Here is a 25425-nt window from a genome sequence, read left to right as displayed (position 1 = left end):
ATCAACATCTGGAACAACAGGTCTTCCAAAAATCGTTTCATGGATACGTCCTGAGCTTGTTCAAAGCCCAGATCCTGGCGTCACGACATTTTCAAACCCTGCAAAATCGGCTTTTTTCTTACTTTTTAAACTTATTCACCGCCCGGGCATGCCCAGGCATAGGACGCCCCATGCCCACAGAAAACTGCTTTGATCTGAATACGCCAGATGGCGGCCGAGGTTACATCGCCAACCTGTTCAAGACCGTGCTCAAGCGTCACGACTACCGCCAGTACATCGCTGAGCGGCTGGCCGGCGACTTCGCATGCACGCTGGCTCAGCACTTTGAGCGCATCACCGCCGAGCGTGACGCCCTGCAACTGCGCCTGAACGAAGCGGATCAGCGGATTGATGACTTCGCAGGCGGAGATTGTGAGTGGAGCCAAGACGAAGACAGCGGAATCTGGAACAGCAACTGCGGCTCGACCTGGTCATTTCACGATGACGGCCCGGCTGAGAACGGCATGAACTTCTGTCACTGCTGCGGTAAGAATTTGGTGATTGAGGTTGCTGAACCGGAACAGGATGACGACTGGCATATGAACCCGTGTAACCAAGGTCATCGCGATGTTGGTGCGGCGGGCGGCGTAGCTCATTGCTACACCTGCGACGAGAAAATCACGGCAACCACTACTCAGGAAGCCTTTGAGCTCTGGAACGCAACTCACCCGCAAGCCGAAACGTGTCAGCCTGATTCCGACAGGAGTACATCTGTACTCCACCCGAGAAAATCGTAACCCAGCCGCGAAAACACTAATTTCCAACGCCCTCCCTCAAATTTCGTTAACAAACTCAAAGTCAGCTGCTATAGCGGCAAGGAGCCCCCATGCTTGATGCAAACATCCATCACTCACTGAATACGCTCACTGCAAGCCAGATGGCCAAGCTGCTGGTGATGCATCACGGAATCGATGCTTTCGGCTACAAGTACGACAGCGTGGGCGACGCACCAAAAGGCCTCGTTACGCTTGACGATTTGGCTTCCATGTCCGGCGAGGATCTGGATCAGCTTTACGATGAGAGCTCGCACGATGATGCGGTGAACGAGGTGCGTTACAGCGCAGTGGCCGCCCCTGGAGTTCCGTCTTGGTGCCACTACAGCTGGGAGCGAAACTACGATGTCGATGTGAAGGCCTTCATTCTGCCCGATGGCCGCGCGCTCGCCTTTTGTGAGATGAGCGGCGGTGGAAAGCATGGCGAGCCAGACGCGTACCCCTGGGTCGAAGAGGCAAAATTCATCAAGGTCTCCGGCGTCGAAGAGCGCGTCATCAAGACTTACAAGTTCGAGGATATTCCAGAGGCCTCAGAGGTGACGCCATGAAGCTGACCGCAAAACAGCAGAGCGTCCTCGACGAGCTGGGCAAGATCGGCCGGAAAAATGCCTACCTCTATCGCGAAACGCAGCCATACCTGCACCAGAAGGATTGCGAGAAGCTGGCACTTGGTGATCAGGCGTGCGTGTTCGGCATGGGTGGCCTTACCTTTCAGGTTGCGCACCGCCTCGGAGTATCAGCACCATCCGTGCTTAGCGTCTTCAAGGCTCTTCGGCGCAAAGAGTTGGTGATTCGCGAAGAGAGCCATCCCGAATATCAGCGTGCGCGGTACTGGTGGCCTGTTGGTCTGGCTGCTGAGTTGGCTGGCGAACTTTTGCCCACTGGCGAGGTGACGCCATGATCGCCCTCGCCTACATGGCCTTGCTCATCTACTCGGGGCCACGGTGATGACAGACCACCGCATTCTGGTTGGTGATTGCATCGACATGATGCGGAGCCTGCCAGACCAATCAGTTCAAACGTGCATTACCAGCCCGCCGTACTTCGGCCTTCGGGATTACGGCGTTGACGGGCAGATCGGCCTCGAGCAAACACCGTCCGAGTTCATCGCTCGTCTGGTCGATGTTTTCCGCGAAGTGCGTCGAGTACTCCGCGACGACGGCACGGCCTGGGTGAACATGGGCGACAGCTACGCATCTGGAGGACGCGGAGGTGGTGGCTCATATATGGCAGAGCGCGGTGACGGCGCGTGGCAAGGGAAAGGTCAGGCAACTGGCTGGAGATCAGCTCCTGCCGGATTTAAACACAAGGACTTGATGGGCATGCCGTGGCGACTGGCCTTCGCACTTCAGGATGACGGCTGGTACCTGCGTCAGGACATCATCTGGCACAAGCCGAACCCGATGCCGGAATCAACAAGGGATCGATGCACTAAGGCCCACGAATACATCTTCCTGCTCAGCAAGTCGCGCCGATATCACTGCGACATGGAAGCGATTCGAGAGCCGGCAATCTACGGCGCCACGCCAACAGGTGTCGGATTCGGGCACGGCTTCGACGCGGTGACAAAGCCGCGAGCGACGGTACCAACAGACTGGGACACCTCAACCGGTGAAGGTGGCCACGGCGCTTTTCACAAGGAAGGTGCCGAGCGAACCAGGCGAGACAGCTTCAAGCGAGAGGATTCGAAGCGAGAGCAGGCGATCCCCGGGCAAAACAAAGGCACGCATCGCCCTGACCGAAAGGAAAGCATCTGGGACACCGCAACGAGGAACAAGCGAAGCGTGTGGACGGTAGCTACCCACAGCTTCAAGGATGCCCACTTTGCCACCTTCCCGCCCGACCTGATCCGGCCATGCGTTTTGGCCGGGGCCCCGCGTGGCGGAATGGTGCTGGATCCGTTCGGCGGCGCCGGTACCACGGCGGTGGTCGCCATGCAGGAAGGACGCAAGTCGATCCTCTGCGAACTCAACCCGGACTATGCCGCCATGGCTAAACGTCGCATCGCGGCCGCATGGCTCGACGGCGCGGCGCAGATGGACGTGTTTCACGACGCAGCGCCAGCCGCATAACCCCCACTTCCACCTTCTGCCGCCACGCGTGGCATGGAGCACCCAATGAAACGAGAGCTGATCAAAATCAGTGAGTTCCAGCGCCGGCGCTGGGGCGAGAACGGAACACCGCAATGTCCGCAGGCGATCCGCAACCACATCCGTAACGGCGTGGTGCCCGGCGAGCAGATTGGGAAACTCTGGTACGTTGACTGGACCGCATTCAATCGCTCGGACGGAAACGACCTGGTCGCAATGGTATTGAAAGGAGCTGCATAATGGCGCCACGGCCGCGCAACACTGCGAACAAAAGCCTTCCGCAGAACCTTTACTTCGATGCGCGGCGCTCTACTTACCGTTACCGCCGGCCAACCGACGGCAAATGGTTTCAGTTTGGGAGCGACCGCATCAAAGCGATCGACGCCGCCAAACAACTGAACCTGGAGTTTATGCGCGGCGCCGACCTTGTTGGCGCCGTTATGAATAAGTCTTCGGATTCCTTTGCTGGGTTCCTTGATGCCTATGAGCGCGATGTCTTACCGCCCCGCGAGCTGGCCAAAGGCACGCTCAGCTTGTACGCGGTGCACTTCAGGCGCTTTCGCAAGCAGTTCGAAGGCAAGGCCGTCGACCAGATATCGATTCGCATGGTCGCGGAGATGCTGGATGCACTAACCCCGCGGACGGCCAACCAGTGTCGTGCCCTTCTAACCGACATTTTCAACCACGCGGCAGCCAAGGGCCTGTGCCCGGATAACCCGGCAGCTAGCACGATCAACCGAATCGAGAAGAAGCTTCGCAAACGTCACACGGTCGAGGGTCTGAAGGCCATCCGTGAGAAAGCGCCAGCCTGGTTGCAAAACGCGATCGATTTGGCGCTGATCACCGCGCAACGCCGGACAGACATCCTCGACATGAGGTTCGACGGCGTTCGCGAGGGCCACTTGTACGTGGTGCAGAAGAAGACAGCCAAGGCCAGCGACGCCGCGTGGATTCGTTTTCGGGTCACCGCAGAACTGCAGGCAGTGATCAGCCGATGCCGCGACGATGTCGTGTCGCCGTACCTGGTGCACCGCAAGCCTGAGCGCCTGAAACAGAAGCAGGCGCAGACCAAAGATCATTGGACGAAGGTTGAGGAAAGGTATTTGACTCGAGCGTTCAAGGACGCCCGTGAGGCGGCCGAATGCTACAAGGGATGGAAGGAAGAGGAGATGCCTGGCTTCCACGAAGTACGAGCGCTATCGCTGCACCTGTACAAGAAAGCCGGAAAGGATGGGCAGAAAATTGCGGGACATGCGAGCGAGGGCATGACCAAAAACTACCAGCGCGACCACGAAGAAGTCATCTGGTCCGAGGCAATTCCGGACCTGAATATCAGCGAAATCACCGGGTAGTTTTGCGCCAGTTTTGCGCCGGTTTTGCGCAGGCACAAAAAAGCCGATCTATCTGATCGGCTCAAGCGTCTGATTTTACTCAGGAATAATGGTCGGGACGGAGTGATTCGAACACTCGACCCCTAGCACCCCATAAAGGTAAATGATCTTCCAATAGCGTCTCAAAAAAGCCACAGGATCTAATAAAATAGGCCTATCAAGACTGAAATACCCCTTCCATTCGTCTAATACAGTTCAGTAATATCCTCCAAAATCCAGTACCAATTGGCAACCAATTGGCAACTGCACGGTAACCAAAAATTGGTTATCCATTGGCGGAGCATGACAGTGGCAAACATCACCGACCGACAAATGTCTGCGAAACCAGGATCATCCGATCGCTGGCTGAGTGAAACGATCATATGGGGCCATGGCAGCCTTGTCGCAAGGATCACTCCTTCTGGTGAGCGTCTTTTCTACTTTCGGTACGTAGACAGCCAGGGGAAAAGAGCCACATACCCTATAGGTAGCTATAGCCGGGATGGAGACAGCATGATGACTCTAGCGGATGCTAGAAAACGGACCGCGGAACTTGCAACGTTGCACAAAAACGGCACAAGAGACATCCGCGAATATCTAGAAGCCGAGCAGTCAGCCGCCATAGCCGCTAGAAATGCCGAATTGGCCAGATTGGAAAATGAAAGGGCTCAAGCTGAAGCTGCCTCTGCAGCCCTCGCCGCTCGCCAGACTGTCACCGCAGTTTTTGAACGCTGGATGAAGATTGATATCGCCAATCGTAAAGATGGGGGAGCCGAGGTACGCCGGATGTTTGAGAAAGATGTGCTTCCTTTCATAGGAAATCGATTTGTTGCCGACGTCAAAAAGGGACATATCACCGAGGTAACTGACACGATGTTATCTAGGGGAGTTAATCGCGCAGCGAAGATAGCCTTTTCACTTATGCGCCAAATGTTCAGATTTGCGGTTGACCGAGACCTGATCGAGCACGATCCGACCGCTAGCATTCGAAAGGCCAAGATCGGGCAAAGGGATACTGAGCGAGATCGAGTACTGAGCGCTGACGAAATTAAGCTGCTAGCTAAAAATATCCAAGATGCCGGACTGCTAATTACTACAGAGGCCGCAATATGGATTGCTCTTTCTACATGTTGTCGCATTGGTGAGCTCCTAAGTGCTCGTTGGGAAGATATCAACCTGGAAGCTAAGACTTGGATGATCCCTTCCCAGAACAGCAAAAATAATAAGCCACATTTGATTTTTCTTTCTGCCTTCGCCGTTAGACAGTTCGAACGAGTGAATACCATCAGCAACAAATCCATTTGGTGCTACCCCAACACCGACAATAGTGGCCCTGTATCCAGCAAGACAGTGACCAAACAGCTTGGTGATCGACAGCGGCAGCCAGATCAGGGCGTCATGAGCCGTCGCAGCGCCAAACCTCATGCACTCCTCCTTACAGGCGGCAAGTGGACTCCTCATGATCTGCGCCGCACTGGAGCCACAATTATGACCGCCCTGGGAGTGCTACCGGAGGTGGCCGAGCGCTGCCTAAATCACACTGAAGAAAAAAAAGTTAAGCGTATATACCAACGACACAACTATGCCAAGGAAATGACTGAGGCTTGGTCACTTCTCGGTCAGCACCTTGAGGTAATTACGAACTTAGCTTCAGATATATCGACTCCATAACAGAGCAGCAGTCATACGAAACCGAATGCAAAAACAGCTATCCTATAGGACGTAGAAATGCGTGGCTTTAAAAACGACCCGAGCATAAACCTATTTACAAATTTCGATCCTTTCTTGTCGTTTTCTGACGAACAATTCGGAGTAAAGAATAGATCCTTCATAAATGGGGCGGGCGAATACAATGCTGAGCACCCAAACCTTTGGAGGCTAGGGCGCGAGGCATACATTTTCATGACAGAATGTTTTGGAGTTCCACCCACAGAAAATGAGTTTTATTGGCTAGCCGATAAAATAATTGAGTTTGAACAAAATGAAGTCTGGCTCAAGTTTGCTAACGATGTAATAAATCAAGACAACAATAGCCTTCAGTTCGATAGAGACTCCCCCCCGATCAAAGACATCAGGTCCGTAGTTAACTCATCAAACTGTGACGAGGGATGGTTTACAAACGCAATAATGCAAATCTTAAAACCTTTAATTGTAAATCGCCTCATTGCCCCCGATGCCATTCCGGATATTGAGGGTTTGCTATGGGGTATAAGCTTGCTTTGGATCGACGATGCACTTAGAGATTTCCAGCACGGAATTGTCGACAGCACAGCGCTAGATTGCGTTCAACAGTCGGCAGCCTCAGCGAAAATTTTCAGGGAGGCCATAGATTCAAGCCGTTCCGCAGTAAGTGCCACTAATAGGCGGGGAGCCACGGCAAAAAATGCGCCCACAAATACTTTAAAGGAGCATTTTTTGAGCGAATGGCGTTTAACCGGCCAGGAATATAAAGGAATATCAGATTTCGCACGAATTATCAGCGCTAGAGATGGAATCCAGCTCGACCAACGCACCCTAAGAAAATGGATTTCAGAGGACAACAAGCAACGACTATCTCGCTAGAACTGTACACTTTGCGCGCAGAGTGTACACGTTGCACGCAGACTGATCTGTTAGCGAACTGAATTCATACATATTTTACTTAGCTTCGAATCCACTGAGCGCTAACAGGCGCTACGGAGCTTAGCTATGTCTAACACCAAAAACTTTCGGCGCATTATGCGTTTACCCGAAGTAATTGAAACAACGGGTTATCGCCGCGCATCGATATACAATCTAATGAAGTCCGGAAAGTTCCCGCGCGCTCGAAGCATTGGTGCGAGGGCAGTAGGCTGGGACAGCCAAGAAATCTACGACTGGGTGACTGAACGTCTCGACGCTGCTCAATGAGCAGCGTCCTGTGCAAGCGCTATCTGCAGCAGAACTATTTCAGAAACGTCTTACCAGACGCCCATATTGCAGTAACGATCTCAGTATTGAGGGGCTATATCGCCTTCCTCTCTCATATGCATTGTCACGCAAGCTAATTCAACCTAATGGAACCAATCTGATTTCAAATCTTGTATTCGACATCGACAGACTCGGAGGGGCTTTGGACTGGAGCGACCGAAATGCCCCTCCACCAAATATGACAGTGATGAATCCGGTCAATGGTCACGCTCACCTAATCTACCTGCTGGCTGCCCCAGTACCGGTGTCGGACGCTGCTAGAGTCAAACCCGCAAGGTATTTGGCTGCAATCCAAGAGGGTCTACGCCGCGCCCTAGATGCGGACAAAGGTTATAGCGGCTTGATTGTAAAGAATCCGGCGCATCAGCACTGGGCTACCCGCCAATGGGCTGACGCTCCCTACCAGCTTGACGATCTGACCGATTACATTGACCTACCCTCGCCCGCAGCGATGAGGCGTCGCAGTAAGCAGGTGAACTACGCCGGGCTTGGCCGCAACTGCACCGTTTTCGAAATCGTACGCAAGCAAGCTTACAGTGCTGTTCGCGACTATTGGCGACCAGGAGGGGCTACCGCTTTTGCCGCCTCCATACTAAATTTAGTGCTTGTTGCAAATCACACTGATATAGGCAATCCGATGCAGGAACGCGAGTGCCGGGCGATTGCGAGGAGCATCAGTACGTGGACCTGGCGTCGGTTTACACCTAGCGAGTTCCGAACGGTACAGTCTGCAAGAGGTAAGCAGAAAGGCGCCGCCACCCGCGCTCAATTGCTTCCCAAGGCGAAAGCAATGGCGGCCGAAGGTAGAAGTTTACGCGAAATTGGACGCACGCTAGGGGTCCACCACCAAACAATCAAAAGCTGGATCAACCTAGGTGGATAAAAGCCATATCAGATATAGGCCAGCCTCCATCGATTTTAGTGGAGTTAAATGGCGAACCGCCCTCCATTTAGATATCACTGCGGAGGAATGCAGGGCGTTCGAACCAAGCAGCAACAGAGCCTACCGTGCTTCACCATTGAAAGGAGATCATCGTAGATATGCCTCGGTAATTTCAGAACGAAAGTGCCCAAGCTCCTGAGAGACAACGAGCTTTGCTTCCTCACGGGTGAGTATGTATTGCATTGTGCTCAGTCGCTCCTGAGCGTAACTATGACGGAGTCCGTGGGCACCTTTGGACCAGCCAAGTACTGTTTTCGAGACCGAACCGAACGACTTGCTCCATGGTTGGCCACCACCAATCGCGTACAGCTGTTGATAGCGAACTCCCCGATCAATGACGGTGCGCGCCTCTGATAGACGGGTCCACTCCAAACGCCTAGCCAAGTGAATTGGTATGCGCACTTCGCGGGTAAGACCGCCTTTGCCGTAAACCGTATAAGCAATGGAGCTCTCGCGGATGCCGGAAAATTTCAAGGGATGCGCAGGACGTACATCAGGAAATTTATGGTGGATACGCCGCAGCGTTAACAATTCATGGGCGCGCAGGCCTGAGGCATATGCGATCTCGGTTGCTAACTCATTGTGAGGTGACTGACGTGTTGCAATTAGAGCTACTTGTTCACGAGTGTAGGATCTCGACTGCTCAGACAATCGGCGTCCAAGAGTTGGCTGACCAGCCTTCCCCTTGGATGCAGTTGGGGCAGTGCTCTTGACGACTTCCAACTTGTTACCTGGTGCAAGCTGAAGAGTGAGGTACTGCATCATCGCTTGCAGCGCTTGCCGTTCCATATCCACAGTTTTCTGGCCAACAATCTCGGCGCGCTGCCGCAAGTAATCGAGTGCGCGAGCCGGTGTCATATCGCGGAGGCTGCCCAAACGATACTCTTGTAGGTAAACAGTGATCCGCTTTAAGCGCTGCTCGTAGTTTCGAACTGTACTTACTGACTTGATATGGTTGCCTTGTAGTTTTTTCATCACCGACGCGGCCTGCTTCGCTGGTTTGGCGAATTTAGCCATCTACACGATTCCTGTGAAGCCAGCGATTTACTGTGGAGCGTTCGACTTTAATTCCTTTTTCCGCTAGCCATCGTTTCAACTCACTACCATTACAACTAACCGAATCGAGCTGAAGCAACTCGTGCTTGTAGATGTCGAGCAATGAACGACGCTGGGCATAGGTTCTGGGTTTTCTCCGAATCCTAGATTCAGATTTGAGACGTTCGGCAACGGCCAGCGTATTGAATTCGCTCATATAGTATCTCTGTTTTGTAAGAACTTCTGACCGTTTCCGGTTCAGCGACACACATCTGAAGATAGTTCGTTATGTGCCTGTTCGCCCCCCTTTGCACTGGTATGCAGGCGGGGACTGTTCACGCCTCCTGGTTCACGTCCAGGCTTCGTTTTCGCCGTTTAAAGTCCGGCTTACGCGACCACTTCCCTTTCACTGGAGGGCTCCAGCACTCAATCGCCGCGAATGACACGGTTCGATTTCGTGTCCTGCCTTCCTTTATTGCGTCTGCGAATGACGTAGAGGCGTACGGACCGGGCAAGGCGGTTTTGAACTTGATCAGATTACGCAAAATAAGATATGTATGCAATAAAGTTAAGGTGCGTTATTTTTGTTGCGCTAATATGGTCTTGGCTTTGATTCCCGCTATGTAACTCGCCAGAATGGCGCGTTACATAGCGGGAATAAATTAACGCAACATTTTTATACGTGCTGCAACTAAACCAAGGCGAAAAAATGCAAAGAGCTGGGTGGAAACACGAGAAGGTTGTGAATAGGCTGATTAGCATCAACAACAAAACTTGAGAGCGGTATGCCTGAAAAAAATACACATGCGGCTATCCAGATCAGCATCGACCAAACCGGACAGATTGAGAGCCCTCACCTTATGGGGTTGGCTGAAAATGTGATTCATCGCTCTTGGGGAGGGTTTATCTTTCGTAAGGGGAAGGGCGTTAAAACAGCCAGTCTTCTGCCGCGAGATAAAACGGAGCAGTGGATCAATGTTTCTGGTGTGGTACGTGGCAGCTATCTGGTATTTGGCGCATCGATTAAGCAGCCAGACAATTCATGGGAAAAATCCCACTCGTATTACCGGGTTGAGCAGCGTTGCGAGCATTGGATCTCCCTATTACCTTTGACGGAATCGGAGGTGCCCTCTATCTACGATATAGCCCCGGCAGCCAGCCCGCGACTCTATGCATTAGAGGCTCATCTATCCATGCTTGAGCAGCAACTCGAAAATCTTCGGCAGCAAGTAGACCTTATGCGGACCTCTACGGATTGACTTAACAGTACCTCCCTTCCACTCCCCGTTCACCGTGGTCCTCCGTCGGGCACTCCTGTGCCCCTGAGGACTCACCTGGATTCAGTATCACACAACTCAAATACCTCTGAGAAACCATTGGGGTTCATCAAGGTGCCGTCAGCAGGATTTCTGAGACCACTGGAACATAGCTGGGAAAGCCTTTTGATGGCACTGGCAAACCACAGCGGTTCATAGCGGCACCTTGGCGAAACACTGATATTCATCCTCCCACCACTGAGATTTCACCGAGAGCCCTCTGGTCTGGCACTGCAATTCACGCCAGGGCATCCGGATAACTAGTGAATTCCCCAGAAAGCCCCTGTTTATTGTCGCAATGCACAAATCAGCGCGACGGTGTTGCCGTTCCTGGGTAAACCGTTGCGGAGCCCTCGCCCCCCAGCTGGGGAATTGACGATTTTTCGTGGCGTCCCGATGACACGCCCCGCCCCCCGGTTAGCGTTTGCCTCTCAAATGAAATCTGAGGTGTGAAATGAAGCGGCTGTGGATGACGCTTTTCTTCGTGGGACTGGGGTTCTGGATCGGTTCAAATCGCTGGTTGCCGCTGTGGGGCATTATTGCGTTGGCGGTGCTGGGCGCTGTTTTGTGGGGCTGGGGGGCATGGCTGGAACATCGGGAGAGGGCAGACCATGATGAGCGCTGATCTAGATGAGCTAATTCTCGTCAGTTGTCTCTGTCCGGGGCTGGTCTGGTCGGCATCCTCGACGCGGCCTTTGATCGTTGCAAGTGATGGAACGGTGCTGCGACTGTACTGGATGCCAGTGCTTCTGCGATTGGATCTATTTCGCGCTGAATTGTTCATTGGCGAGCTTAATGGCGAACGAAAGGTGATGTTGTCAAAATGACACCTTTATTTTGGCCTGTCATTTTGGCTATCCCTACTCCCCTCACAGGACGCTAGGAAACAGGCGTCATAGATATCAAGAAAGGATGTTATGCGCACTTTATTCGAACTGGCGGCAACGGTTGTTGCCGCCTCTCTCCTTGCTGGCTGCGGTGGCGAGGATTTCAATGGGGCTTACCGATTTAAAGACTCAAATGTGAAGGGGACCATGGTTCTCAATGTTCATGGTGATGAAGCAGAGCTATTTGTGGATTTTGAGAAAGACGGCATCAAACCTCTCGGTAAAATGAAGGTTTCGGTAAAAGAGGAAAAACTTATTCTTGATGCCGTGAATGGCTCTACACGTCTGGTGATGAGGCGTAACGTCGATGAGCGCAGCCTGGATTGCCTTAATTGCAAGGTGCTCGGCACGAAGAAGGATGATTTGGTTTGGAATTATGATCCTAACGGGCCATATGACGTAGGGCAGCTACTGAAGGATCAGGCCCGCAAGAATGAGGAAGCAATGAATGCCGAATTTGAAAAAATGCAGCAGAAAGCTCGGGAGCAAGATCGACGTAATGCAGAAGCCCCGAAACTGACGTCATATGAAGGTGACTGGGTCTATCAGCGCACCACGAAACAAGACCCGTTGACCATCATGACCATCTGGCGCAAAAGCCAGATCAAAATCTGGTCGTTTAACTTTGAGAACATGGATTATCGCCTGGGACATGAAGTTCCCAAGTTCGAGGTCACCGAAGCTGGCTTAAAAATCGGTGATGGCCCCAAAGCGCATCTTTACACCCTCAGCGCTGACAAAAATATACTGACCTGCATGGACTGTACGAAGTCTCAGCGTTGGGTCAAGACTGATCCTAAGAAGGATCTCAGTGACCGTCATTACGCCCGTCAGATGGCCGGCAATCCGTGACACTCATGATCTGTACGCGGGAAGAAAGGCAGCATAGATAATGAGCTAAGACGATATTGGTCAGCTGCTCCAGATGGCCCTGCGGCATCGATCCTGAAGCTGGTCGGTGCGGCAGGTATGGTTTACAACCTAATCCGCTCCACCTCATCCAGGCTGATCTCGTCGCGGCGCCAGTCATATACCTATTCGGATACGCAACAATAAGTTGAAGCGTCACGCAGATACGGTCCCTGGATGCAAATGCTAGCGGCAATCCACTCACCGAGCTTATGCTGGCCAATAGAGTCGCTTCAGTGGGACGATGCGTTTGGTTTCCGCGTCAGTGGCGTGGTAGTGCTCAATCAAAGCCCTCACCACATGATCCACAGTCCACATAGCCAATGGGATGGATGCACGGTCAGCCTCATACTGCGCGTCTTTGCTGAAACCGCCTGTACTAACATAAAGACCACGATCATCCTTGTGCCGGCCACCAAGAAAGCTGCGGATGTCCTGACTACCCATCTGACCCTTGCGATGCTTGACCTCAACCACAATGCGGGGGTGCTCAAAGCCGAAGCCATCGGGTGAGGCGACGATGTCTTTACCACGGTCAGAACCTGGTGGTGAAACCTGAGTCTTGTAGCCCATCGCACGTAGAATACCTGCGACCAGGTGCTGCATCTCATCCCAGTCGAGCTCACTCACTTGATCCTTGATTCGCTCTAACGCCTGAGACTCAATGTCGGCCAACGGATCAGCAATACTTTCTTCAGCCTCGTCCTCCACTTGCGGTACTGGATTGCCCTTCAATGCCGCGATCACTTCGGCTGCGGCACTGGAGGGCACTTTGAATAAGGTTAAAGTTGAGCCTAGGCTGTTCTTGGTACTAATACCCAAATTGTCACGCGGCAACTCCTGTTGCTGCCACTGCACTTTGCGCACCAGTGACATACCTTGCTCAGCCCATTCGGGATGGTATTCGGCCGCGCCCTTGACATTGCCGACCATATAAAGGCGATTGGCAGGTGAATAAGTCACTACCCAATCACCATCCTGAATCTCGTTCACGAAGCGCCACACTTGAGAGGCACCCGAAATCACCGTGCCTTGCTTCATCTGAGGCTCAACGGATTGGTAGAGAGCAATTAACTGTTTACGCCCGACGCCAGGCTTCGCATGCGCGGCCAACCGGCTCCACCCGATTGCGGCCACCTCACGCTCCCGAAAAGAGTCGTATAAGCTTCCAGCTTCACCACGCACCATCCACATCCGAGCCATCTTATCTCTCCTGACATCACACCATCATCACAATTAATCAACCACCTTAGATCGCGGCAAACTCAAAGAAACCTCGCGAAACGCGAGCAGAGCCGCTTCGAGATGATCAATGATCTCCAACTGCAAAACATCCGGTGGCGGCAGGTCATCTAAGTTGTCGAGGCTATCGTCTTTCAGCCAGAAAATGTCCAGACTGGCCTTGTCGCGGATCATCAAGTCATCGTAGCTAAAGTACCTGAAACGCTCGGTTTCCTGCCTCTCAAAACGGTTTTCCGCGTTGTAGCAGGTGATGAAATCTTGCAGGTCGTCCAGCTTCAGCGTGCGCGTCTTCAGCGTGAAGTGTTTGTTGGTGCGCAGGTCGAAGAACCAGACGCCCTTGGTGTGCACACGCCCATCTTTGGGCGCGCTGTCGAAGAACACCACGTTCGCTTTCACGCCCTGGGCATAAAAGATGCCCGTGGGCAGGCGTAGCACCGTGTGTACGTCGCAGTTCTCCAGCAACTTCTTGCGGATCTTTTCGCCTGCGCCGCCTTCAAACAGCACGTTGTCGGGCAACACCACAGCCGCTTTGCCGTCCACCTTCAGCATGCTAACGATGTGCTGCAAGAAGTTGAGCTGCTTGTTCGACGTGGTTTCCCAGAAATCCTGCCGCTCGTAGGTCAGCGCCTCTTTGTCTTCCTCGCCCTCTTCATTGGTGATGGTCATGCTGCTCTTCTTGCCGAAGGGCGGGTTGGCCAGCACGTAATCCACTTTCAATTTGGGCTCAGTGATCAACGCATCTGAACGCGCCACTAAGGGCTCACCATCCAACTCGCCAACGTTGTGCAGAAAAAGATTCATCAAGCACATGCGGCGCGTGTTTGGCACAATCTCGTTGCCGTGGAAGGTCTTGTCGCGCAGGAATTCCTTTTGTGACTTGTTCAGCTTGGCTCCAGGCCGCGTCAACCAGTTGTATGCTCCCAGGAAAAAACCGCCTGTGCCGCAGGCCGGATCCGCAATGGTTTTCATCGGCTCGGGGCGCACGCAGGCCACAATCGCCTCGATCAGCGCGCGTGGTGTGAAGTATTGGCCCGCGCCGCTCTTGGTGTCTTCCGCGTTCTTCTGCAGCAGGCCTTCATACAGATCGCCCTTGGTGTCAGCCCCCAGGCTGATCCAGCTTTCGGCATCAATCAGCTGTACCAGACGCGAAAGCTTGGCCGGGTCTTGAATCTTGTTCTGCGCCTTGAAGAAAATAGCGCCAAGCATGCCGGACCCTTGTCCCAGCTTGTGCAGCGTAGCCAGGTAATGCGCTTCCAGCGGTTCGCCCACTTTGGAGGTCAGACTGGCCCAGTCATAGCCCTTCGGGATGTGAGTATCGCGGTTGTAGGGCTCCTGCGCGTATTCGTGCGCCAGCTTCAGGAAAAGCAAGTAAGTGAGCTGTTCCAGGTAGTCTCCATAGCCCACGCCGTCGTCGCGCAGGGTGTGGCAGAAATTCCAGACTTTCTGGACGAGGGAGTTGGTATTCATAAAAGTGACTCCACCCAAGCCTTATCGCGATGTGTGCCAATGGCAGATCGGAAAAAACTCGCGTATTCGTGTTCGTAGGAAAGATGTTTTTTCAGTTCAGCAATGACGGCAGGATTGGCTGCGTCGCCTACGACAGCAAGCAACGTGGCGAGCGTCTGCCACCGACTGCGTTTGTCCTCAGGGCTGTTCCATTCGTTGAATCCAAGACGGTCAATCGTGTACCGCGCACGCTGGAATTCCCAAGTTCCAGTTGGAGCCACTGGCTTGACCTCGCCGTCTATACCGTGGGCTAGCAGTTCGCAGTCAGCAAACACGCACGGGTCCAATAGCATAGGCAGCTCCGCATCCAAAGGGGCTGCGGGTAGCGAGCAACGCTTTGCCTCATCCTGAATCGGAAACTCATTGGCTTTACCATGCAGGGTGTCACCCTCGTCTTTCTCTGGACGATTGCACCGTTGGCACGAAAGGCGGAAGTTCCACCATTCATAAGCCAACCAGAAGTATCCGTTATGATCAGCCAACTTGACCCCATCCACTGTAATGCCCAATTTGGGCCGAAAGTGGTCGACATCAAAAGGCGCGCGCGCGCTTTTCGCTTCGCAGTACCAGCACTTTTCTCCGCTGGCATTTGCGAGCCACTTTTTGAGCAAGCCCCAGCTACCGTTCTTCTTGATGTAAGCGGAGCGGAGATCATGCGAGGCGAACGCCCCAACCGTCGTTATTCTTCTGGAGTAGATTTTGGGCCAGCGCGCGGGCAAATGAGGTGGCAATGGAATCAGAATGAACCTCAAGTCTGCCCCTCCTGTAAACTGCGCAGCAGGCTTTGCACTAAGGCATCGAGGGCCTTTTGTTTGTTTTCTGGCGTGACAACGGCACCCTCGATATCGCCATCTGCAGCCAAATCAAATCTTGCACGAAGATACTCTTGCTCCAACCGGTCACGCGAAGCGAAGTTGAAGTCCAAACCTTCTAGCCGCTGGCGGATGTCTACCAACTTCTCCCGTTCAGCCTCGCTGAGAGGCTGCTGCTGGGTGGCGAGTTGATGCAATGCCAACAGGTCGTCATTAGTGGCTTTGTCCAAGCTGGTGCCCAAGCCGAACATATCGCTGGTTACGATGCCAGCGAATCCCAAGCCTTTAGGGTCGACGGCCGGGTTCTCCGCGCGCACCGTGCGGCTGTCTGTTTCGCGGTACAGTATTTGAACTTGTTCCTTGACCAGCTCTGCAATGGCCAAGGGGTTATGAGTCGTCAGCACGATATGGCTGTTATCTTGGCCGTCACTGTTCTGCCCGACAAATGATTTCAGGTAGTTAAGGTAGTCCACACACCACCGTGGATTCAGGTGCGTGTCGGGTTCATCCAGCAAGAACAGGCTTTCATCTTCAGCGGTAAAGCGCAGCAAGCCTAACACCGTCAGTAACTGTTGTTCACCCTCGCTGAGCTCACGAAACGTCACGCTGCCGTCGTTTTTCTTCAGACGCACGCGGATGCGCACCTCCTCGATCAATTCGGAGACGTAGGTACTTTCCAAGTCACGGAAGAACTCATTTGCTGGCTGACTACCTACAAGATCTCTCAGCGACTCCACATCCTTTATATACAGGTACTTATATTCGCGCTCAGACGTGTTCTTGTTCCATATGGACTTCTTCAACTTCCTTTTGATTGTGATCGGCGCCAGCGACACCTTCATCAGCCGATCTAGAAACCGCTGAACCAATCCTCTTGCGTACCAGAATCTAGGGTCTCCCTCTTTCGAACTCCAAGGCGGGTCGCGCAAGACAAAAAGAACGGACTCGATCCCATTATCTGGATCAATACCAAGTTCCGTCGCCAAAAAATCTTTCACTTTTTGGTCAGGCCGGATCAGGAATGCAAGAAGAACAAACTGGCTGTGGACAGGCAAAGCATAGAAGAGTCGCTTTGGCGCTGGGTCAGTCTCCGAATCTAGAAGATCCTTGTAATAGGTCTCCAGGTAAGGACGAAAAACCTCATACATACGCGGGCTCTCACCCGAGTAGTAGCTGAACACGTAGCGTGGCAAGTACTCGTAATCCGCACTCAAGAAGGCAGTGAGCTTGATAGACTCACCCTGTGGTGACTTGTCAGCATCGCCTTCAAAGTCAAAGACGCTATGGCCCAAGTCGCGCTGCTTGATTTGCCTGGCATCAGCGACGCGAATAAGAAAGGCATCCTTCTTACGGTCCGGGTCGGCATCAATTTGAATGTGGCGCAGGCTCTCGCCTGAGCCCATGCGGTATGCCAACTGAAAGGCAAAGACGGGGCTGCGCTTCTTAGCAATCAAATCTCTGAAGATGATAGCTAGCGCTTCTAGCACGTTCGATTTACCAGTGCCGTTCCAGCCAATTACGACCGTGACCCAGTGATCCTCATCGAAATCGATGGTAACGTTTTTCAAGTTCTTGAACTGGTGGGTCGGGCTGTCTTTCGCGCTGCCGATGGTGAGCTTGTCGAGGCGCATGGTTAGTTTGCCAATAGTTTCAAACGGTCGTGGAGCTTGCGGCCCTGCTCATCTGTGACCGCTTCAACGGCCAGCCGCCCCGCCTTGTCCAAGGCTCGCAGCTCGGCATAGAGCTCTTCAATCTGAGATGTCAGCGCACCATCGGCTACACCGCAGCGACGGAAAGCTTCTTGCGCAGGAGTCCAGTCACCCGCTTCGGCGAGCACATCAATCAGTTTGCTCACCACGGCGGCGATCTCCTTCTGTTGTTTGGTCTTGCGTACCTTGGGTAGCTTGTCGCGCTCCGCCTGCTCAGCGCGGATGCGATGCAGCATTACGCTGGCGGGTTCGTCGTTCGGGTTTTGCGGCACCAATTGACCTGCGAAGGCGGCGCGCAGGATGTTTTGGCGTTGGGCGGCGCATTGTTTGAGAGCTGCTGTGATCGCCGCTTCACTCTCGCCTGCTGCTTGCAGTTGAACGGCTACAGCACTCAACAGCGCACGAATTTCGAATGGGCCTGCGAGCGGTATCGACACGGCGGCAACCTGCTGCAGATTCAAGCCAGGTTTGCCTGCGCCATAGGCCTCCTTGTTCAATTGGCCGCGCCCCCCAGCGTCCGAGATGAGGAACAGATGTAAAAGCTCTGCGAGTTCTGGTTCGACAACTCGGATCAATGCTACATGTTGGCTGACGTAGGCCTCTTTCAACTCCGTTTCCACGAGCGCTGCTTTCCCAACATTGGCGCCCGTAATTGTCAGGAGAACGTCGTCTTGCTGGACCCGGGTTCGTGCGCCTTCCGATCCTTTCGGAGGATTCACGAATGCGATATCTGACAAATCCAACCAGTCCTTGTTGATGTTTTGAGAGCGAATAAACGTTGCACCGGTTTCTGAGTAATACTCGGCCCAGCCCCGCGAACCGCTCGTAACGAACTCAGTTAGCTGATCCACGCTCGCCCACACCCACTCTTCCGGCAACTCCGGTAAACCAGAGGTATCCGCCTGCATCGGGTTGGAATATTTCTTTTGCCAGTCTTTGGGCGGGGTTTTGCCTTGGTTCTTGAATTTTTCGAGCTGCTTGGCTTCCCAGCGGGTGCGACGCTCAGTGAGGATGCGCGCCAGCAATTGTGCGCCGGTCTCTTGCAGAGAGTTCTGTGCTCGCTGCTCTTCGCGCCACTTAGCGGTAAGCGTACCCTCCACGGCGGCTTTCAGCAGCGATTGGCGGTATTGCTTGAGCTTCTTCTGCGCGGCCTTGAGTTCGGCCAGACCTTCATCAAGGTCCGAGAGAAGTTCTTCGAGCTTGGCGACAATTCGGGTTTGTTCGGCGCGGGGTGGAAGATCTATCGCGAACTTTCCCAGGGCATCGTATTTCACTCGTGGTCTATCGCCTTCATATTGACTGCAGGCGAACTCAACAAAGTCGGATGTCGACATTCGACTCAACAGGAAATTAGAATCAAACACTTCCGATTCTGGATAGACGATGAACTCAGCTGAAGCCAGTCCGGCAAACTTTGGCCTAACGACTTTATTCAGGTACGGGCGCATACGACCGTACAAAACGTCGCCAGCCTCGAAGCTCGCTGAGCTACTTGACATGGTTGATGCAGGTACTGTCCCAAGGATCGTATTTGTATGAGCTTGCACATGCTCCAACCCAATATATGGAGCACTTGGGCTATTTGCTGGCGAAACACGCTCGCTCCTCGGGTGGATAAGCTTCTCCAGAGGCTCGCGCGCCCAACCCTTCGGCAATTCACTCACGCCACCAACTCCTCATTCATTTCGTTCATCAGTCCATCTAGTTCCTTGCCAAACAGCCCCCAGGCCTTTTGCAAACCACCCTTGTCGGCCAGTTCGGCATAGTCAAAATCGTCTCGGCTGATGCTACAGCTGCTGGCAATATGGTCTTTCATTAGGCGCAGCCATTCAGTTTGTTCAGCCGTGAAGGCATTGCCGCGCTGAGCGTTGTGACGGAAGATCCATGTTTGAAAACGCTTATCCACTTCATCAGCAAATGGCTTCAACTCAGCGTCCAACCCGAGTGCAAAACGCACCAGTGAGACGAGATCGGTGAGCTGGCGCTTGCGATCCACACCTTTGACTTGGCCGGCCTGCACGCGGGCATAGGCACTCCACAAACGTTCGGTGGTGAGCATCAGCGGCGGTTTGCTCAAGCGTTCGTGCAGGTCTTCGATCATTTCGAAGGTGAGCGCGCGGCGCTGGAAGGGTTGCTGGTAGAAAAAGTCCAGCGCAGCGATTTCATCTTTATGCTGCTTTATGTATCCGGCAAATGTTTGGATTACCGCCCTGGCTTGTTCTTCGGCCTGCTCGCTGAAACCGGAAAATGTCACCTGATCCAGATTGATGTGGTCGATAAGCTGCTCGCGCTCGCGGCGGGCGTATTCGATCTCGTCACGCAGCGTCGGTTGATCGAACGGGGCGCATGCGGCGGCCACACGCTCAGCGCGGGCGGCTTCAATCTCTTCGGGCAGCAAGGTGTCCTCAGAGCGGGTGATGCCCTTGGCCTTAGCGGCGTCCAAAGCGGCTTGCACGATGGCATCAGGGTCCAGCGCGGCAATCAGCCCCTTGCCCAGCTCGGCCACGGGAATGCCGCCGCTGGCTTTCTCGATCCGAGCCCGGGCCTTTTCGTCTAGTTGCTTGGCCAGCCGCACCAAGCGATTGGCGAGCGAAAGTACAGTGTCGTCGTCGCGACTACCCATCGCTACGCCTTGCAGCAGGTCCTTCAGCGCTATGCCGGGCTTTTTCTCCAGCGGGCGGCTTTCTGTTTTGAGGGACTTTTCCACGCCCACCGCGTCGATCAACACAAAGCGGGTTTTGGCACCATCGGCACTGTTGCTGACGCGTTTGAGGCTCTCGCCATCGAGGCTGCGCACACCGCGCCCCTTCATTTGTTCGTAGTAGCCCTTGCTGCGCACATCGCGCATAAAGAGCAGCACTTCCAGCGGTTTCACATCGGTGCCGGTGGCGATCATGTCCACCGTCACGGCGATACGCGGGTTGTAGTCGTTGCGAAAGCTGGCAAGAATGCTGTCAGCGTCTTCTTCAGCTTTGTAAGTGACTTTTTTGCAGAAGGCATTACCCTGCCCATAGACCTCGCGCAGGATGTTGATAATGTCGTCGGCGTGGCTGTCCGTCTTGGCAAAGATCAGCGTTTTGGGTGTTTCTTTGCGCGCCGGAAAAATCTGCGTTTCCACAGCAGCTTTCATGGCCCGAATCACCTGCCGAATCTGGCTCACATTCACCACAGAGCGATCGAGTTCCTTGCCGGTATAAGCCGTATCTTCTTCGGTTTCACCCCAGCGTTTCTTGCGCGTTTGCCGGTCACGGTGGTCGACATATTCCTTGGCTTTGAGTTCGGCACCTTTTTGGGTAATTTCGGTTTCAATCTCATACACGTCGTAACCGACGTTGACGCCATCAGCCACTGATTGCTCATAGGTATATTCGGCGACGATGTTTTCGTTGAAGAAGCCGAAAGTGCGTTTGTCTGGCGTAGCGGTGAGACCGATCAGACTGGCATCGTAATAGTCGAGCACCTGTTTCCACAGGTTGTAGATGCTGCGGTGGCATTCGTCGATGATGATGAAATCGAAAGTTTCCACTGGCACAACGGGGTTGTATCGGACGAGCTTCACTTGTTTAGCCGTCTGCTGCACTTCGTTGAGCGAGACATCTTCGACCGAGTCATCAATCGGCTCGCCGCTCAGAATGGAGTACATGCGCTGAATGGTGCTGATGCACACCTGCGAGTGCGGGTCGATGCTGGGCGAGGCCAACCGCTGCACATTGTAAAGTTCGGTGAACTTGCGGCCATCATCCGGCGGCGTATAAGCCATAAATTCCTGATGGGTCTGCTTACCGAGGTTGCGGGTATCGACCAGAAACAGGATGCGCTTGGCACCGCCGAACTTGAGCAGGCGGTATACGGCGGTAATGGCAGTGAAGGTTTTGCCCGCTCCGGTAGCCATGTGTACCAAGGAGCGAGGTTTGTTCAGTGCCAGCGACTGTTCCAAGCCGGTAACGGCGCCGATCTGGCAGTCGCGCAGGTTGCGCTCGGGCAGTGCGGGCATTTGCTCGGCCAGACGACGGCGTAGGGTTTCCGGTTGAGCCAACCAGATCGCAAGCGTTTCAGGCTTGAAGAAATTGAATATTTCGCGCGAGCGAGGCGCTGGATCAGCGTTGTCGGTAAAACGGATAATCTGTCCGGTGGCCTCAAACAGAAAACGCAGCGGCGTATTGTCCTTACGCCACTTGAGGTTGGAGATGGAGTAGCGCTCGGTCTGTCTTTCGGTGGCGGTGAGGTTTTCGCCATCGCTATCTTTTTTGGCTTCGATGACCCCCACAGCAGTGCGGTTCACGAACAATATGTAATCAGCCGGACCAGTGTCGGTCGAGACTTCACGCACGGCTACGCCAACACCTGCGGACAGGTTGAGCTCTTTCATGCCCTGGATAACCCAGCCGGCTTTTTCAAGCTTAGAGTCAATTTGCTGACGGGCTTTTAATTCTGGAGTCATGATGCTGATCCCTGCAAATTCCGTGCATATGGATAGGGACAAAAACCACTCCGCTTCCAAACCTCATCCTAATCCCACAGGACTGGCAAGCCAATCTCAATTGGCAACCAATTGGCAACGAAAACAGTAAAACTCTTTTCAAGAATAAAAAACGCAAAACATAAAAAAATCCAACCACCGCTAAGTGATTGGATTTCCTTGATATTTATGGTCGGGACGGAGTGATTCGAACACTCGACCCCTAGCACCCCATGCTAGTGCGCTACCGGACTGCGCTACGCCCCGACTAGGCGTGAAACTCGCCCCTCTTCTCGAAGGACGCTCAAGAATATATCGCAAGCTTTTGAAAACTGGAAGTATTTAAAAGCAGAAATTATTTCTTGAGAACAATCAGCACATCTTCCAATTCAGCAATCATCTGCCGAATCATCTGTTTGTACTGAGTGGTGTCGTCTTTGGCTTCATCGCCGGATAAACGCAAGCGTGCGCCGCCGATGGTGAACCCCTGATCGTAAAGGAGCGCGCGGATCTGCCGGATCATCAGCACGTCTTGTCGCTGATAATACCGGCGGTTTCCGCGGCGTTTGACAGGGTTGAGTTGAGGAAACTCCTGCTCCCAGTAGCGCAGCACGTGTGGCTTTACTGCGCACAGCTCGCTAACTTCACCAATGGTGAAGTAGCGTTTGCCTGGGATGACGGGTAGCTCGTCGTTATGACTTGGTTCCAGCATAAGCCTCAACTCGGGCCTTCAACTTCTGCCCTGGACGAAAGGTGACCACACGGCGAGCCGTGATCGGGATTTCTTCTCCCGTTTTCGGATTGCGGCCAGGCCGCTGGCGTTTGTCCCGAAGGTCGAAATTGCCGAAACCGGACAATTTGACTTGTTCGTTGTCTTCAAGAGCGTGCCTGATTTCCTCAAAAAACAGTTCGACCAATTCCTTGGCCTCCCGTTTATTCAGGCCCAGCTCTTCATACAGACGTTCCGCCATTTCAGCTTTCGTCAGAGCCCCCATACGTCACTTCCTTAACGTGGCGTTCAACCTTTGTTCGAGCGAGGTGAGGATGTTTTGTGTCGTGCTATTCACCTCATCGTCATTAAGAGTGCGCGATGGATGCTGCCAGGTCAAGCCGACGGCGAGGCTTTTTCTATCAGGATCAATGCCTTTACCCTGATACACGTCAAATAGCCTGAGGTCTGTCAGCCATTCGCCTGCATTTTCACGGATTACGTCCAATACGGCACTGGCTGCGACGTCTTTGTCGGCCAGCAGCGCGAGGTCACGACGCACTTCAGGAAAACGCGATAACTCCTGGAATTTAGGCATTTTGCCCAACGCCACTTCAGCTAAAACCAGCTCGAAGACGAAGACCGGACGGTCGAGACCGAGGGTTTTCGATAATTCAGGGTGGATAGCACCGACGAAGCCTACCAGGCGACCTTCTCGTTCGATGCGCGCGGTTTGACCCGGGTGCAGCGCAGGGTGTTTGCCCGGCACGAAGGTGAACGAATCGAGTGCGCCGGCGAAACCCAGCACCGCTTCCACGTCCGCCTTGACGTCGAAGAAGTCCACGACATCGCGACCCTGTGCCCAACCTTCCGGCAGGCGGCTGCCGCACACGACACCAGCCAACATCGGCTCTTGCTTCAAGCCTTCCAGCTGACCGACGAAGCGCAGACCGCTTTCGAAAAGACGGACGCGGTCCTGTTGACGGTTCAGGTTGTGCTGAAGCGCTTTGACCAGACCTGGCCACAGGGACGAACGCATGGCGGCCATGTCGTTGGAAATCGGGTTGGCCAGCAGCAGCGGCTCTACACCTGGATTAAACAACTCGAATTGTTTCGGATCGATGAAGCTGTAGGTAATCGCTTCCTGGTAACCACGGGCGACCAGCAGACGACGCAGTTCCGGCAGATCGCTGCGGGCTTCTGCCTTGGCTTGCGGAGCCAGGCGCGCTTGCGGGTAACGAACCGGCAGGCGGTTGTAGCCGTAAAGACGGGCCAGCTCTTCGATCAGGTCGACTTCCAGGCTGATGTCGAAGCGGTGGCTTGGCACTTCAACGCGCCACTGCCCTGCCCCATCGGCGGAAATTTTCAGGCCCAAGCCGTTGAGCAAGCGCTCGACTTCAGCCGATTCCATTTCCATGCCGAGCATCTGGCTGATGCGCTGGGAGCGCAAGGTCACCGGTGCGATCGACGGCAAGTGCTGTTCGCTGACGGTTTCGATGACCGGGCCAGCTTCACCACCGGTGATTTCCAGCAGCAGGCCAGTGGCGCGCTCCATGGCTTCACGGGCCAACTGCCAATCCACACCACGCTCGTAGCGGTGCGAGGCGTCGGTGTGCAGGCCATAGGAACGAGCCTTGCCAGCCACAGCGATCTGATCGAAGAACGCGCTTTCCAGGAAGATATCGCGAGTCGTCGCGGTGTTGACGCCGCTATGCTCACCGCCCATGACGCCAGCGATTGCCAGGGCACGGGTGTGGTCGGCGATCACCAGCGTATCGCTACGCAGGCTGACTTCCTGACCGTCGAGCAGTACCAGCTTCTCGCCTTCTTCGGCCATGCGCACACGGATGCCGCCATTGATTTCAGCGAGATCGAAGGCGTGCAGCGGCTGACCCAGTTCAATCATTACGTAGTTGGTAATGTCGACGGCGGCATCGATGCTGCGCACGTCGGAGCGACGCAGGCGCTCGACCATCCACAGCGGGGTGGGCTTGGACAAGTCGACGTTACGGATCACACGACCCAGGTAACGTGGGCAAGCTGCCGGGGCCAGCACCTCAACCGAGCGCACTTCGTCGTGCACGGCAGGAACGCTGGCAACCACTGGGCGAGTGACTTCGGCGTCATACAGCGCGCCCACTTCACGAGCCAGGCCGGCCAGGGACAGGCAGTCGCCGCGGTTCGGCGTCAGGTCGACTTCGATGCTGGCGTCGTCGAGTTTCAGGTATTCACGAATATCCTGACCGACCGGCGCATCAGCCGGCAATTCCATCAGGCCATCGTTTCCTTCACCGACCTGCAGCTCGGCTTGCGAGCACAGCATGCCGTTGGATTCAACGCCACGCAGCTTGGCTTTCTTGATTTTGAAGTCGCCCGGCAGTTCGGCACCGATCATGGCAAACGGGATCTTCAGGCCCGGGCGCACGTTTGGCGCGCCGCATACCACCTGGAAAGTCTCCGAGCCATTGCTGACCTGGCAAACACGCAGCTTGTCGGCGTCCGGGTGCTGTTCGGTGCTCAGCACCTCGCCCACGATCACACCGGTGAATTCGCCGGCGGCCAGCGTAACGCTATCGACCTCAAGACCGGCCATCGACAGACGAGCAACCAGCTCGTCGCGACTTACCTGCGGGCTTACCCAGCCACGCAGCCATTGTTCACTGAATTTCATCCTGCT

Annotated in this window: 24 protein-coding genes and 1 tRNA gene; 13 read left to right on the top strand and 12 right to left on the bottom strand. The window is 54.2% G+C overall.

Translation table 11 applies throughout. The annotated features are described in order from the left end of the window. The first annotated feature begins 56 nt into the window (after positions 1-56). The 10 genes from GBC55_RS07775 to GBC55_RS07730 all read left to right on the top strand — a co-directional run bounded on the left by GBC55_RS07775 (position 57) and on the right by GBC55_RS07730 (position 8104). On the top strand, positions 57-776 hold the full coding sequence (locus tag GBC55_RS07775; protein WP_162437655.1) for a hypothetical protein: 720 nt from the start codon (positions 57-59) through the stop codon (positions 774-776). A gap of 89 nt (positions 777-865) precedes the next feature. Continuing rightward, positions 866-1360 carry a hypothetical protein gene (locus GBC55_RS07770; RefSeq protein WP_162437698.1) on the top strand — a complete coding sequence of 165 codons (495 nt, stop codon included), beginning with the start codon at positions 866-868 and terminating at the stop codon, positions 1358-1360. Continuing rightward, positions 1357-1713, top strand: a complete 357-nt coding sequence (locus tag GBC55_RS07765; protein WP_162437699.1) for a hypothetical protein — start codon at positions 1357-1359, stop codon at positions 1711-1713. The genes GBC55_RS07770 and GBC55_RS07765 overlap by 4 nt, the downstream gene beginning before the upstream one ends. Before the next feature lie 43 nt (positions 1714-1756). Further along, complete coding sequence (locus GBC55_RS07760) at positions 1757-2884, top strand: site-specific DNA-methyltransferase (protein ID WP_218576854.1); 1128 nt, start codon at positions 1757-1759, stop codon at positions 2882-2884. A 45-nt stretch (positions 2885-2929) separates the two neighbouring features. Then, the gene (locus tag GBC55_RS07755) at positions 2930-3142 is read left to right on the top strand and encodes a hypothetical protein (RefSeq protein ID WP_045060620.1); all 213 of its coding nucleotides are present in this window, start codon (positions 2930-2932) and stop codon (positions 3140-3142) included. Continuing rightward, positions 3142-4254 carry a phage integrase Arm DNA-binding domain-containing protein gene (locus GBC55_RS07750; RefSeq protein ID WP_162437701.1) on the top strand — a complete coding sequence of 371 codons (1113 nt, stop codon included), beginning with the start codon at positions 3142-3144 and terminating at the stop codon, positions 4252-4254. The genes GBC55_RS07755 and GBC55_RS07750 overlap by 1 nt, the downstream gene beginning before the upstream one ends. 327 nt (positions 4255-4581) lie before the next feature. Continuing rightward, positions 4582-5943 carry a site-specific integrase gene (locus GBC55_RS07745; protein ID WP_162437702.1) on the top strand — a complete coding sequence of 454 codons (1362 nt, stop codon included), beginning with the start codon at positions 4582-4584 and terminating at the stop codon, positions 5941-5943. Between the two features lie 57 nt (positions 5944-6000). Next, positions 6001-6834, top strand: coding sequence for a hypothetical protein (locus GBC55_RS07740; protein ID WP_162437703.1), 834 nt, complete (start codon positions 6001-6003; stop codon positions 6832-6834). Between the two features lie 126 nt (positions 6835-6960). Then, positions 6961-7161 carry an AlpA family phage regulatory protein gene (locus GBC55_RS07735; protein WP_162437704.1) on the top strand — a complete coding sequence of 67 codons (201 nt, stop codon included), beginning with the start codon at positions 6961-6963 and terminating at the stop codon, positions 7159-7161. A 10-nt stretch (positions 7162-7171) separates the two neighbouring features. Next, positions 7172-8104, top strand: coding sequence for a replication initiation protein (locus GBC55_RS07730; RefSeq protein WP_162437705.1), 933 nt, complete (start codon positions 7172-7174; stop codon positions 8102-8104). A gap of 147 nt (positions 8105-8251) precedes the next feature. On the opposite strand, the gene GBC55_RS07725 is transcribed toward GBC55_RS07730, so the two are convergent. Both GBC55_RS07725 and GBC55_RS07720 read right to left on the bottom strand, forming a co-directional pair. Then, a complete protein-coding gene (locus GBC55_RS07725; protein ID WP_162437706.1) occupies positions 8252-9181 on the bottom strand; it encodes a site-specific integrase in 930 nt (309 codons plus the stop codon). Continuing rightward, positions 9174-9416 (bottom strand): hypothetical protein, encoded by a 243-nt coding sequence (locus GBC55_RS07720; RefSeq protein ID WP_162437707.1) that lies wholly within the window; start codon positions 9414-9416, stop codon positions 9174-9176. Before GBC55_RS07720 ends, GBC55_RS07725 begins: the two co-directional genes overlap by 8 nt. Positions 9417-9984: 568 nt before the next feature. On the opposite strand from GBC55_RS07720, the gene GBC55_RS07715 reads away from it, so the two are divergent. The 3 genes from GBC55_RS07715 (at position 9985) to GBC55_RS07705 (ending at position 12254) form a co-directional block, all read left to right on the top strand. Beyond that, positions 9985-10458: a hypothetical protein gene (locus GBC55_RS07715; RefSeq protein WP_162437708.1), complete on the top strand. Its 474-nt coding sequence runs from the start codon at positions 9985-9987 to the stop codon at positions 10456-10458. Positions 10459-10969: 511 nt separating this feature from the next. Next, a complete protein-coding gene (locus GBC55_RS07710; RefSeq protein WP_162437709.1) occupies positions 10970-11140 on the top strand; it encodes a hypothetical protein in 171 nt (56 codons plus the stop codon). Between the two features lie 292 nt (positions 11141-11432). Further along, positions 11433-12254, top strand: a complete 822-nt coding sequence (locus GBC55_RS07705; protein ID WP_162437710.1) for a hypothetical protein — start codon at positions 11433-11435, stop codon at positions 12252-12254. A gap of 267 nt (positions 12255-12521) precedes the next feature. Here the strand turns inward: GBC55_RS07705 and GBC55_RS07700 are convergent, their stop codons facing one another. The 10 genes from GBC55_RS07700 to pheT all read right to left on the bottom strand — a co-directional run bounded on the left by GBC55_RS07700 (position 12522) and on the right by pheT (position 25419). Further along, positions 12522-13514 (bottom strand): restriction endonuclease, encoded by a 993-nt coding sequence (locus GBC55_RS07700; protein ID WP_162437711.1) that lies wholly within the window; start codon positions 13512-13514, stop codon positions 12522-12524. A gap of 33 nt (positions 13515-13547) precedes the next feature. After that, the gene (locus tag GBC55_RS07695; protein WP_162437757.1) at positions 13548-15020 is read right to left on the bottom strand and encodes a class I SAM-dependent DNA methyltransferase; all 1473 of its coding nucleotides are present in this window, start codon (positions 15018-15020) and stop codon (positions 13548-13550) included. Then, positions 15017-15811 carry an HNH endonuclease signature motif containing protein gene (locus GBC55_RS07690; protein ID WP_162437712.1) on the bottom strand — a complete coding sequence of 265 codons (795 nt, stop codon included), beginning with the start codon at positions 15809-15811 and terminating at the stop codon, positions 15017-15019. The genes GBC55_RS07695 and GBC55_RS07690 overlap by 4 nt, the downstream gene beginning before the upstream one ends. Next, positions 15808-17502, bottom strand: a complete 1695-nt coding sequence (locus GBC55_RS07685; RefSeq protein ID WP_162437713.1) for an ATP-binding protein — start codon at positions 17500-17502, stop codon at positions 15808-15810. Before GBC55_RS07685 ends, GBC55_RS07690 begins: the two co-directional genes overlap by 4 nt. A 2-nt stretch (positions 17503-17504) precedes the next feature. Next, positions 17505-19244 (bottom strand): restriction endonuclease, encoded by a 1740-nt coding sequence (locus GBC55_RS07680; protein ID WP_162437714.1) that lies wholly within the window; start codon positions 19242-19244, stop codon positions 17505-17507. After that, positions 19241-22021 (bottom strand): type I restriction-modification enzyme R subunit C-terminal domain-containing protein, encoded by a 2781-nt coding sequence (locus GBC55_RS07675; RefSeq protein WP_162437715.1) that lies wholly within the window; start codon positions 22019-22021, stop codon positions 19241-19243. Before GBC55_RS07675 ends, GBC55_RS07680 begins: the two co-directional genes overlap by 4 nt. A gap of 208 nt (positions 22022-22229) precedes the next feature. Continuing rightward, positions 22230-22306, bottom strand: a tRNA-Pro gene (locus tag GBC55_RS07670). 88 nt (positions 22307-22394) lie between these two features. Next, complete coding sequence (locus GBC55_RS07665) at positions 22395-22751, bottom strand: MerR family transcriptional regulator (RefSeq protein WP_093218077.1); 357 nt, start codon at positions 22749-22751, stop codon at positions 22395-22397. Beyond that, the gene (gene ihfA, locus GBC55_RS07660; RefSeq protein WP_002553164.1) at positions 22732-23034 is read right to left on the bottom strand and encodes an integration host factor subunit alpha; all 303 of its coding nucleotides are present in this window, start codon (positions 23032-23034) and stop codon (positions 22732-22734) included. Before ihfA ends, GBC55_RS07665 begins: the two co-directional genes overlap by 20 nt. 3 nt (positions 23035-23037) lie before the next feature. Beyond that, positions 23038-25419 (bottom strand): phenylalanine--tRNA ligase subunit beta, encoded by a 2382-nt coding sequence (gene pheT, locus GBC55_RS07655; RefSeq protein ID WP_162437716.1) that lies wholly within the window; start codon positions 25417-25419, stop codon positions 23038-23040. Positions 25420-25425: the final 6 nt, after the last annotated feature.

The sequence above is a fragment of the Pseudomonas sp. TNT3 genome, from assembly GCF_010095445.2.
GTDB lineage: Bacteria > Pseudomonadota > Gammaproteobacteria > Pseudomonadales > Pseudomonadaceae > Aquipseudomonas.
Note: the sequence above shows the minus strand (reverse complement) of the source record. Positions and strands in the feature narration are given on the sequence as shown.

What these genes read in the sequence shown, in the direction of transcription:
- GBC55_RS07675 (WP_162437715.1), bottom strand. Translation starts at nt 22,021, where the DNA reads ATGACTCCAGAATTAAAAGCCCGTCAGCAAATTGACTCTAAGCTTGAA.
- GBC55_RS07685 (WP_162437713.1), bottom strand. Translation starts at nt 17,502, where the DNA reads ATGCGCCTCGACAAGCTCACCATCGGCAGCGCGAAAGACAGCCCGACC.
- GBC55_RS07710 (WP_162437709.1), top strand. Translation starts at nt 10,970, where the DNA reads ATGAAGCGGCTGTGGATGACGCTTTTCTTCGTGGGACTGGGGTTCTGG.
- GBC55_RS07755 (WP_045060620.1), top strand. Translation starts at nt 2,930, where the DNA reads ATGAAACGAGAGCTGATCAAAATCAGTGAGTTCCAGCGCCGGCGCTGG.
- GBC55_RS07735 (WP_162437704.1), top strand. Translation starts at nt 6,961, where the DNA reads ATGTCTAACACCAAAAACTTTCGGCGCATTATGCGTTTACCCGAAGTA.
- GBC55_RS07700 (WP_162437711.1), bottom strand. Translation starts at nt 13,514, where the DNA reads ATGGCTCGGATGTGGATGGTGCGTGGTGAAGCTGGAAGCTTATACGAC.
- GBC55_RS07720 (WP_162437707.1), bottom strand. Translation starts at nt 9,416, where the DNA reads ATGAGCGAATTCAATACGCTGGCCGTTGCCGAACGTCTCAAATCTGAA.
- GBC55_RS07765 (WP_162437699.1), top strand. Translation starts at nt 1,357, where the DNA reads ATGAAGCTGACCGCAAAACAGCAGAGCGTCCTCGACGAGCTGGGCAAG.
- GBC55_RS07705 (WP_162437710.1), top strand. Translation starts at nt 11,433, where the DNA reads ATGCGCACTTTATTCGAACTGGCGGCAACGGTTGTTGCCGCCTCTCTC.
- GBC55_RS07770 (WP_162437698.1), top strand. Translation starts at nt 866, where the DNA reads ATGCTTGATGCAAACATCCATCACTCACTGAATACGCTCACTGCAAGC.
- pheT (WP_162437716.1), bottom strand. Translation starts at nt 25,419, where the DNA reads ATGAAATTCAGTGAACAATGGCTGCGTGGCTGGGTAAGCCCGCAGGTA.
- GBC55_RS07715 (WP_162437708.1), top strand. Translation starts at nt 9,985, where the DNA reads ATGCCTGAAAAAAATACACATGCGGCTATCCAGATCAGCATCGACCAA.
- GBC55_RS07695 (WP_162437757.1), bottom strand. Translation starts at nt 15,020, where the DNA reads ATGAATACCAACTCCCTCGTCCAGAAAGTCTGGAATTTCTGCCACACC.
- GBC55_RS07750 (WP_162437701.1), top strand. Translation starts at nt 3,142, where the DNA reads ATGGCGCCACGGCCGCGCAACACTGCGAACAAAAGCCTTCCGCAGAAC.
- GBC55_RS07725 (WP_162437706.1), bottom strand. Translation starts at nt 9,181, where the DNA reads ATGGCTAAATTCGCCAAACCAGCGAAGCAGGCCGCGTCGGTGATGAAA.
- GBC55_RS07740 (WP_162437703.1), top strand. Translation starts at nt 6,001, where the DNA reads ATGCGTGGCTTTAAAAACGACCCGAGCATAAACCTATTTACAAATTTC.
- ihfA (WP_002553164.1), bottom strand. Translation starts at nt 23,034, where the DNA reads ATGGGGGCTCTGACGAAAGCTGAAATGGCGGAACGTCTGTATGAAGAG.
- GBC55_RS07665 (WP_093218077.1), bottom strand. Translation starts at nt 22,751, where the DNA reads ATGCTGGAACCAAGTCATAACGACGAGCTACCCGTCATCCCAGGCAAA.